Annotated in this window: 11 protein-coding genes; 10 read left to right on the forward strand and 1 reads right to left on the reverse strand. The window is 66.9% G+C overall.

Translation table 11 applies throughout. From position 1 onward, the window contains the following. Position 1: 1 nt before the first annotated feature. The 9 genes from rpsI (at position 2) to rseP (ending at position 7,323) form a co-directional block, all read left to right on the forward strand. Entirely contained in the window at positions 2-382 is a 381-nt protein-coding gene (gene rpsI, locus FJY73_08460; GenBank protein ID MBM3320689.1) for a 30S ribosomal protein S9, read from the forward strand. Positions 383-490: 108 nt separating this feature from the next. Continuing rightward, a complete protein-coding gene (gene rpsB / locus FJY73_08465; GenBank protein ID MBM3320690.1) occupies positions 491-1,264 on the forward strand; it encodes a 30S ribosomal protein S2 in 774 nt (257 codons plus the stop codon). Between the two features lie 40 nt (positions 1,265-1,304). Then, positions 1,305-1,901, forward strand: coding sequence for a translation elongation factor Ts (gene tsf, locus FJY73_08470; GenBank protein ID MBM3320691.1), 597 nt, complete (start codon positions 1,305-1,307; stop codon positions 1,899-1,901). 4 nt (positions 1,902-1,905) lie between these two features. Continuing rightward, positions 1,906-2,625 (forward strand): UMP kinase, encoded by a 720-nt coding sequence (locus tag FJY73_08475; protein MBM3320692.1) that lies wholly within the window; start codon positions 1,906-1,908, stop codon positions 2,623-2,625. Then, on the forward strand, positions 2,626-3,183 hold the full coding sequence (gene frr, locus FJY73_08480) for a ribosome recycling factor (GenBank protein ID MBM3320693.1): 558 nt from the start codon (positions 2,626-2,628) through the stop codon (positions 3,181-3,183). A 64-nt stretch (positions 3,184-3,247) separates the two neighbouring features. Further along, positions 3,248-3,991 carry an isoprenyl transferase gene (locus tag FJY73_08485; GenBank protein ID MBM3320694.1) on the forward strand — a complete coding sequence of 248 codons (744 nt, stop codon included), beginning with the start codon at positions 3,248-3,250 and terminating at the stop codon, positions 3,989-3,991. Further along, complete coding sequence (locus FJY73_08490) at positions 3,921-4,832, forward strand: phosphatidate cytidylyltransferase (GenBank protein MBM3320695.1); 912 nt, start codon at positions 3,921-3,923, stop codon at positions 4,830-4,832. Before FJY73_08485 ends, FJY73_08490 begins: the two co-directional genes overlap by 71 nt. 2 nt (positions 4,833-4,834) lie before the next feature. Continuing rightward, positions 4,835-6,034 carry a 1-deoxy-D-xylulose-5-phosphate reductoisomerase gene (locus FJY73_08495; GenBank protein MBM3320696.1) on the forward strand — a complete coding sequence of 400 codons (1,200 nt, stop codon included), beginning with the start codon at positions 4,835-4,837 and terminating at the stop codon, positions 6,032-6,034. Beyond that, positions 6,028-7,323, forward strand: a complete 1,296-nt coding sequence (gene rseP, locus FJY73_08500; protein MBM3320697.1) for an RIP metalloprotease RseP — start codon at positions 6,028-6,030, stop codon at positions 7,321-7,323. Before FJY73_08495 ends, rseP begins: the two co-directional genes overlap by 7 nt. Before the next feature lie 151 nt (positions 7,324-7,474). Here the strand turns inward: rseP and FJY73_08505 are convergent, their stop codons facing one another. Next, complete coding sequence (locus FJY73_08505; protein ID MBM3320698.1) at positions 7,475-7,750, reverse strand: hypothetical protein; 276 nt, start codon at positions 7,748-7,750, stop codon at positions 7,475-7,477. Between FJY73_08505 and FJY73_08510 the strand changes: the two genes are divergently transcribed. After that, positions 7,734-8,141 (forward strand): hypothetical protein (locus tag FJY73_08510; protein ID MBM3320699.1); only part of this gene is annotated, 408 nt, incomplete at its 3' end. The two genes, FJY73_08505 and FJY73_08510, sit on opposite strands and share 17 nt — an antisense overlap.

Here is an 8,141-nt window from a genome sequence, read left to right on the forward strand (position 1 = left end):
GATGATCGATGCGACCGGCCGGAGAAAGACGGCGACGGCCCGCGTTCGGATCGTTCCCGGCGACGGGAAGAGAACCGTGAACGGGCGGCCGATAGCGGAGTACTTCCCGCGCCACGGGCACCGGAGGATCGTCGAGGAGCCTTTCGAGGCGGTCGGGGCCGAGAAACGCTTCGACCTGATCGCCGAGGTGAGGGGGGGCGGCCCGACCGGGCAGGCGGGCGCGATTCGGCTCGGCGTCGCGCGCGCGCTGGTCGACTTCGACGGGTCGACGCGGAAGGCTCTCCGGAGCGCAGGGCTCCTGACGCGGGACCCGCGCGAGGTGGAGCGGAAGAAATACGGGATGGCCGGCGCCCGGAAGCGCTTCCAGTTCTCGAAGCGCTAGAGCCGGAGAAGAAATCACACGCCGCCGGATTCCCCGTCCGGTTCCCTGAGGGGCGACGGGGGAGAAGAAGGCGGCGGAGGCTCAAACCGAACGGAGGTCGTTGATCCCTTGACCGAAATCACGTTGAAAGAGCTGCTCGAAGCGGGTGTCCACTTCGGCCACCAGACGCGCCGCTGGAACCCGAAGATGAAACCCTTTATCTTCATCGAACGGAACGGAATCTACATCCTCGATCTTCAGAAGACCCTCGTCTGCATCGCGAACGCCTGCACCGCGGTTCAGCGGGTGGTGCGCGCGGGCCGGTCGGTTCTCTTCGTCGGGACCAAGCGTCAGGCGAAAGAGGTCGTCGCGGAGGAAGCCCGCCGCGCCGGCATGTACTACGTGAACGAACGCTGGTTCGGCGGTCTTCTCACCAACTTCCAGACCATCCGCAAGCGCGCCGACCACTACGAGGAGCTGGTGCGCATGCGGGAGGAAGGGAAGTTCGCCCTCTTCTCCAAGAAGGAAGCGCTCGGCCTCGAGAAACGGGCCGACAAGCTGGAGAAGGTCCTTCGGGGAGTCGTCGAGATGCGCGAGCTTCCGGGGCTCGTCTTCGTGGTCGACACGAAGAAGGAGCACCTCGCCGTGCGGGAAGCGAACCGCCTCGGCATTCCGGTGGTGGCGCTCGTGGACACGAACTCGGATCCCGATCCGATCGATTACCCGATCCCGGCCAACGACGACGCGATCCGGTCGATCCGCCTCGTGACGCAAAGGATCGCGGACATGATCATCGAATCCCGCCAGCACGCCGACAAGGAGCGGGACGCCGCTCCGCAGGGGCCGAGCCGCCCGGCGGCTCATGCGCCCCGAGCGGACGCGGGCTCGGCGGGCGCTCCGTAGTTCCCGCGGCATTCGACCTCTCGACGGAAGGGAAGCGAACATGACAATCAGCGCTGAACGTGTGAAGGAACTCCGCGAGCGGACCGGAGCCGGCATGATGGAGTGCAAGAAGGCTCTGGTCGAGGCGAGCGGCGACATGGAAAAGGCGGTCGAGCACCTGCGCAAGATCGGAGCGGCGGTCGCCGCGAAGAAGGAAGGCCGCGCAACCAAGGACGGGCTCATCTTCTCGTACATCCACCCGGGCGGCCGGCTCGGCGTGCTGGTCGAGGTGAACTGCGAGACCGACTTCGTGGCGCGCACGGCTGATTTCCAGACCTTCGTGAAGGACATCGCAATGCACATCGCGGCATCCTCGCCGATCGCGGTCCGGCGCGAGGACGTGCCGGCCGAGGTGATCGCGAAGGAGACGGAGATCTACCAGGCGCAGGCGGCGGCCTCCGGGAAGCCCCCGGCGGTCTGCGCGAAGATGGTCGAGGGACGGATCGAGAAGTTCTTCGAGGAGCAGGTTCTCTTGGAGCAGCCCTTCATCCGCGATCCGAAGACGAAGGTCCGGGATCTCGTGACCGCCATGATCGCGAAGGTGGGCGAGAACATCGGGGTTCGCCGGTTCGCCCGCTTCGGGCTCGGCGAAGGATAACGAAGTGGCGCCCGGTCCGTATCGAAGGGTTCTTCTCAAGCTTTCCGGGGAGATGCTCGCCGGGACCTCGCGGGCCGGCATCGATCGCGAGACCCTCGCGTGGCTCGGAGGGCAGATCAAGACTGTTCACGAAAGAGGCGTCGATCTCGGCCTCGTGGTCGGCGGGGGGAACATCTATCGGGGGCTTCAGGGGACGGCGGATGGGATGGATCGCGGGAGCGCGGATTCCATGGGGATGCTCGCGACGATCATCAACGCGCTCGCCCTCCAGGACACGCTCGAACGGATCGGGGTCGACACGCGGGTGATGACCGCCGTGCGGGTCGACGCGCTCGCGGAGCCGTACATTCGACGCCGCGCGATCCGGCATCTCGAGAAGCGGCGGGTGGTCCTTCTCGCGGGAGGGACGGGAAACCCGTTCTTCACGACGGACACAGCGGCGGCGCTTCGAGCGGCGGAGCTCCGCGCGGAGCTCCTCGCGAAGGCCACGCGGGTCGAGGGGATCTACAGCGCGGACCCCGAAAGGACGCCAACGGCAACACGTTATAAGACAATCAGCTATAGCGATTTTCTTAGACAGGATCTCAAGGTGATGGACGCCACGGCGGTCACGCTCTGCCGAGAGAACGCCATTCCGATTGTGGTTTTCCACTTGGAGAAAGACAACCTCGTCCGGCTCCTCGCGGGGGAGGAGATCGGCACCACGGTGAAGGAGGCGGTCTGAATGGGCGGCGATGTCATGCAGGAAGCGGCGGAACGGATGAAGAAGGCGGAGGAGGCGCTCGCGAGGGAGCTCGCGGGAATCCGTACGGGGAAGGCGAACCCGGCCCTTCTGGATCCGATCAAGGTTGAATACTACGGGGCTCCGACACCTCTGCGGCAGCTCGCGAACATCGCGGCGCCGGAGCCTCGGCTTCTCGTCATCCAGCCTTTCGACAAGCGCGCGATTCCGGAGATCGAGAAGGCGATCCTGAAGTCTCCGCTCGGCTTGAATCCTGCGAGCGACGGCAACCTGATCCGCATCCCGATCCCGTCGCTCACGGAGGAACGGCGGCGCGAGCTAACGAAGCTCGTTCGGAAGATGGGCGAGAACGCGAAGGTTGCGGTGCGAAACATTCGGCGCGACGCGAACGACCGTCTGAAGAAGATGGAGAAGGACGGAGCGGTTACCGAGGACGAGGGGAAGAAGCAGCTGGAGAAGGTCCAGGATCTCACGAACAAGAACATCGACGAGATCGACAAGATGATCGAGCGGAAGGAGAAGGAGGTCATGGAGGTTTGAGCTCCTTCTTCTCGGTTCGGAGGCGGAGACGAAGTTGACGGAAGCACCCAAGCCGCTCGAGCGGCTGAAAGAGGAGATCCTCTCCCGCGGAAACGTGCCGCGTCATGTGGCGATCATCATGGACGGCAACGGAAGGTGGGCGAAGGAGAGAGGTCTTCCGCGGATCGCGGGGCATCACGCGGCGGTCGAGTCGGTGCGCGATGTGGTGCGAGGGGCGGGCGCCGTGGGAATCGAGGTGCTCAGCCTCTTCACGTTTTCGATCGAGAACTGGAGCCGGCCGCGGGAGGAGGTAGACGCGCTCATGCTCCTCTTGGAGAGAACCCTCCCCGCCGAGGTCCCGGAGCTCGATCGGAACCGGGTCCGGCTGCACGCGGTGGGGCGGCTCGGCGACCTTCCGGCGTCCGTGCGGCGGTCGCTCGGCGAGGCGTGCGAAGCGCTCGCCGGAAACGACGGTCTCGATCTCGTGCTCGCTCTCTCCTATGGGGGGCAGGCGGAGCTCGTGGACGCCGCCGCGGCGCTCGCGCGCGACGTCGAGGCGGGGATCCTCCACTCGGACGAGATCGACGCGGAGCGCTTCCGCGAGAAACTCGCGACTTACCCCTTCCCCGAACCGGATCTCCTCATCCGCACGAGCGGCGAGCACCGGATCTCGAACTTCTACCTCTGGCAGATCGCCTACGCGGAGCTCGTCTTCACGCCTGTCCACTGGCCGGATTTCCGGGCGGAGCATTTGTACGGTGCCATTCGCGAATACCAGGAACGGGAGCGCCGCTTCGGAGGGGTCGCCCCCGCCGCGAGAAGGGGGTAGGCGGACGGGAGCGCTCCGCTTTCGCATCCTGTCCGCGGTCCTGTTCCTTCCGCCGTTCGTGTGGATCACGCGCGCCGGATCGATTCCCTTCGCGCTCTTCACGGGCGCGGTCGCGCTTCTCGGCACCTGGGAGATGGTTCGGCTTCTCGGCGCGCGCGGCGATCGTCCCTCTCTCCCCTTCGCTCTCGCCTTCTCTGCGGGGGCGATCGCTCTCCTCTATCTCGGGCGGCTCGACCGCGTCTTTCTCTACGCGTGCGTCTTCTTCATGCTCGTTCTCCTCTCGCTGCCGGCGCGAAAGGGAGGGTCGGCGTTCGAGCGGGCGGCGGGCGCGTCCTTCGTCTTCCTCTACGCCGCGCTGCTTCCCGGATTCCTCGTTCTTCTTCGGGAGCTTCCGCGCGCGGAGGGAATCCCGGAGGAGTACGCGCGCGGCGCGGGGTTCGTCTTTCTTCTCTTCCTCTCGGTCTGGGGGTGCGACACGGGGGCGTACACGGTGGGGCGGCTGTTCGGGCGGCGCCCGCTCGCACCCTCGATCAGCCCGAAGAAGACGATCGAAGGCGCTGTCGGAGGTGTTCTCTTCGCCGTGGCGGGGGCGTTCGCCGCGCGCGCGTGGTTCGTCGACGAGCTTCGGGCGGGGGACGCGCTCATGATCGGTCTCGGCGCGGGAGTGCTCGCGCAGGCGGGGGATCTCGTCGAGTCGAAGTTGAAGCGCGAGGCGGCGGTCAAGGACTCCGGGCCGTTCATCCCGGGGCATGGAGGAGTGCTCGACCGGTTCGACAGCATCTTTCTCGCCGCGCCGTTCGTGTACCTCTACCTCCGCATCGCGCTGTTCGGGGGGGTGTGACGATGAAGCCGGCGCGGATCGTTCTCCTCGGCTCGACCGGATCGATCGGGAAGAACGTCCTTCGCGTGGTGGACGAGTTCCCCGATCGCTTCCTGATCGTGGCGCTCGCTGCCGGAAGCGATGTCGAGTCGCTCGCGGAGCAGATCGCCCGGTATCGTCCGGAGCGGGCGGCGCTCGCGCGCGAGGAGGACGCCCTCCGCGCCGCGTCCCGAACGGGAGCGCCGGTCTTCGCCGGAGAAGCGGGGCTTCTCGAACTTGTCGAGCGGACGCGGGGTGAGATCCTCGTGAACGCGATCGTCGGCGCGGCCGGGCTCCGTCCGACGCTCGCCGCGATCGGGCGCTTTCGAAGAATCGCGCTCGCGAACAAGGAGAGCCTGGTGGCCGCGGGCGAGATCGTGATGAGGCGCGCGCGCGAGGCGGGGACCGAGATCCTCCCGATCGACAGCGAGCACGCGGCACTCCACCAGTGCCTCGCGGGACGCGGAACGGGCGGCGTTCGCCGGATCGTTCTCACCGCCTCGGGAGGCCCCTTTCGGGGGCTCGGGGCGGACGAGCTCGATCGCGTGCGGGTGGAGGACGCGCTCGCGCACCCGACGTGGGTCATGGGGAAGAAGATCACGATCGACTCGGCCACCCTGATGAACAAGGGGCTCGAGGTGATCGAGGCGATGCACCTTTTCGGGATCCCTCCGGATCGAATCGATGTGGTCGTTCACCCGCAAAGTGTGATTCACTCGCTTGTGGAGTTCGAGGACGGGTCCTATCTCGCGGAGCTCGGCGAGACGGACATGAGGCGGTCGATCCGCTACGCTCTCTCGTTTCCGGAGAGGCTCCCGGTGCGGAGCGCGTACGACCTGACCGCGCAGAAGCCCTTGACTTTCGAGCGGCCGGACCGGGAGCGCTTCCCGTGTCTCCGGCTCGCGTACGAAGCAGCGAGGCGCGGAGGGACCGCGCCGACAGTCCTCAACGCCGCGAACGAGATCGCGGTGGAGACATTTCTCTCCCGCGCGATCGGGTTTCGGGAGATCCCGGCAGTGATCGAGGAGACGATGAAGCGGGTCCCCGCGAGGGAGGCCCCGGACGAGGAAGACGTCTTCCAGGCGGATGCTGCCGCGCGCGGGGCCGCGCGCGCCTTTCTCGAGCCGCGCGTTTCCCCGGGGCGCGCGGAGCCGGACGGGCAAGCGAGGAGCTCGACATGCTGACCTCGATCGTCGCTCCGATCCTCGTGATCGGAGTGCTCATCTTCTTTCATGAGCTCGGGCACTTCCTCGCGGCGAAGAGGGCGGGGATTCGCGTCGAGGCCTTCTCGATCGGCTTCGGGCCGGCGATCGTCTCCGTCGTGCGCGGAGAGACGGTTTACAAGCTCGCGTGGATTCCCTTCGGGGGCTACGTGAAGATGTCGGGCGAGGATCCGGAGGAGCCGGGGGCGACGGCCGACGAGCCGTGGCGATTCCATCGGAAGAGCGTGCCCGTCCGCTCCGGAGTGATCCTCGCGGGACCCGTCGCCAATATCCTTCTCGCGGTGATCACGTATGCCTTGCTCTTTTATGTCTTCGGGATCGAGCGGATCGGCACGACCCGTATCGGCGAGGTTCTCCCCGATTCCCCCGCGGCGCGCGGGGGGCTTCGGGGCGGGGACACGATCGTCGAGGTGAACGGGCGCGAGGTAGGGAGCTGGGAGGAGATCGGTCGCGCGCTCGGGAAGAAGGACGAGCCGACGCGTCTTGTCGTCGCGCGAGAGGAGGAGCGCGTGGCCGCGACGATCGTCGTGCGAGGCGAGGAAGTGTTCGGGATCATGCCGGACGTCGACGCGGTCCTCGGGGACGTGCTTCCGCGCGGTCCGGCCGAGAAGGCGGGCCTCCGAAAGGGAGACCGGATTCTCGAGGTCGGCGGGCGCGCGATCGGGGGATGGACCGATCTCCGCCGTACGGTCGAAGAGAAACCCGGCGAGACCGTCTCGATCCGATTCGAGCGGGACGGCGCCGTGCGCGAGGAGACGGTGGTTCTCGATGAAGTGGAGGAAGAGGATGCCGCCGGCGCGGTCCGCAAAGTCGGCAGACTTCAAGCCGCGCCGCTTCAGGAGCGCGAGCGGCTCGGCGCGGCGGCGGCGCTGGCGGAGGGGGTTCGGCAGACCGTTTGGGTGATGCGGAACGTGATCGCCTTCCTCCGCGTCCTTCTCTCGGGAGGCGTGACCGCGGACATGGTCGGAGGACCGGTCTCGATCTTTCACATCTCAGGGGAAAGCGCGCGCCGGGGCGCGGACACGCTTCTCGCCCTTGTCGCCTTCCTCTCGGTTCAGCTCGGGATGCTGAACCTTCTTCCGATCCCCGTCCTCGACGGCGGGCACATGCTCTTCCTCGGCATCGAGGCGGTTCGGAAAAAGCCGCTTTCCGTCAAGCAACGCCTCGTGCTCCAGCAGCTCGGCCTCGTCTTCATCCTGCTCGTGATGGTGACGGTCACCTTCTTCGACGTGGGCCGCCTCTTGCGATGATGCGTCCTCGAATCATCCGGGGTGGCCCGGTGCGCGCGCGTGCTCTGGTCGCGAGGCGGCAGGAACCGCATGGAAGAGGGGCGACGGTCGATGCGAAAGAAGGATGCTCCTTGGGCGAGATAGCATCGGACGAGCTTCTGTCGGATCGACATCACGGGAGGTTCTGAGCGAGCGAGTCGAGGTAGGCGCGCCAGGAAACCGGATCGGCGACCATGCTCTCGGCGATGAGCGATTCGACGCGCGCCGGGCCTCCGTACCGCTCGACGAGCTCTCGAAAAGCGAGGCGCTCCTCTTCGGTCGTCTCCATCCCGGGAGCTTGGCAAAGAGACGCGGCGTAGATGCGCCGGAGATCCCTCCGGTCCGCCTCGCGGGGAGATCCGCAACCGGCGAGCGAAGCGGCGAGGAAAAGGATGACGATCAGGAGCACCGAGTACCTCTCGCGCGCCGAGCGTCGGCGCTGCCTCGCATTATCTCTCCGGCGAAGCGGCAGGGCAAGGGGGCGCGCAACCGCGGGCGCGGCGCGCAGCGGGGGCGCACCGGCCGGGTCTCGGATCCTCCGCCTTCTTCTTCTCCTTCTTTTCCTCCCGGGGATCGCCGCGGCGTATCAGCCGCGCACGCTCGCCTCCACACCGATCCGGAAGCTCACGATCGAGGGGAACGAGGCGCTCACGACCAAAGAGATCCGCGGGCTAATGGTGCACAGCGGGGGAAGCTGGTTCCGCTCCGGGCGGTACCGGCCGCGCTGGCTCGAGAAGGACTTGGAGCAGGTCATCCACCGCTACGGAAACCTGGGCCACCTCGAGGCGCGGGTCGCGGAG

This window comes from Candidatus Eisenbacteria bacterium, from assembly GCA_016867715.1.
In the GTDB taxonomy this organism is placed as follows: domain Bacteria; phylum Orphanbacterota; class Orphanbacteria; order Orphanbacterales; family Orphanbacteraceae; genus VGIW01.